Raw genomic sequence first — 505 nt, forward strand, 5'->3', positions numbered from 1 at the left:
GGCGTGCTTGACCGCGTGGACGCCGTCCCGCAGAACGGCGTCCGCGGCGGCTGCCCGCCAGGCGCGGACCGCGGGGGGAGTGGGGTCGCTGCTCACCGTCCCAGCCTACGGAGCCGCACCGCACGCCCTCACCCGCCCGGCCGCCCCGATGCCCACCACGCCACACCCGCGACCGTCCCCACGCCCACCCCCACTGCCGTCCCCGCGCCCACGCACACACCGGCTCCCGTCGTCCGGGCCCCCTCCGCCCCGCCCCGGCTTTCGCGGACGGCCGGCCCTGCTGGCAGCATGCGGGCTGATGGACATCGTGGAGCAGGCCCTGGGCACCGCCCTGTACACACCCGGTGACGCCGCCCTGGACACCGGCGCGTCGCTGCTGGCCGCCGACCCGGCCCGCTGGCCGGACGTCGGCGTGGAACTGCTGCGCCGGGGCGGTCAGTTGCTGCGGCAGTGCTGGGAGCGCGGCTGGCAGCCCGCCGACGTGGTCCGGCTCGTCCGGCGCGAC

The 505-nt window shown here is 78.4% G+C and carries 1 pseudogene; it reads left to right on the forward strand.

Annotated elements, in window-relative coordinates:
- Positions 1–298: 298 nt before the first annotated feature.
- Positions 299–505 (forward strand): annotated as a pseudogene (locus ACYVE9_RS30640) (DUF2786 domain-containing protein); the annotation flags it as partial.

This window comes from Streptomyces sparsus (assembly GCF_054776295.1).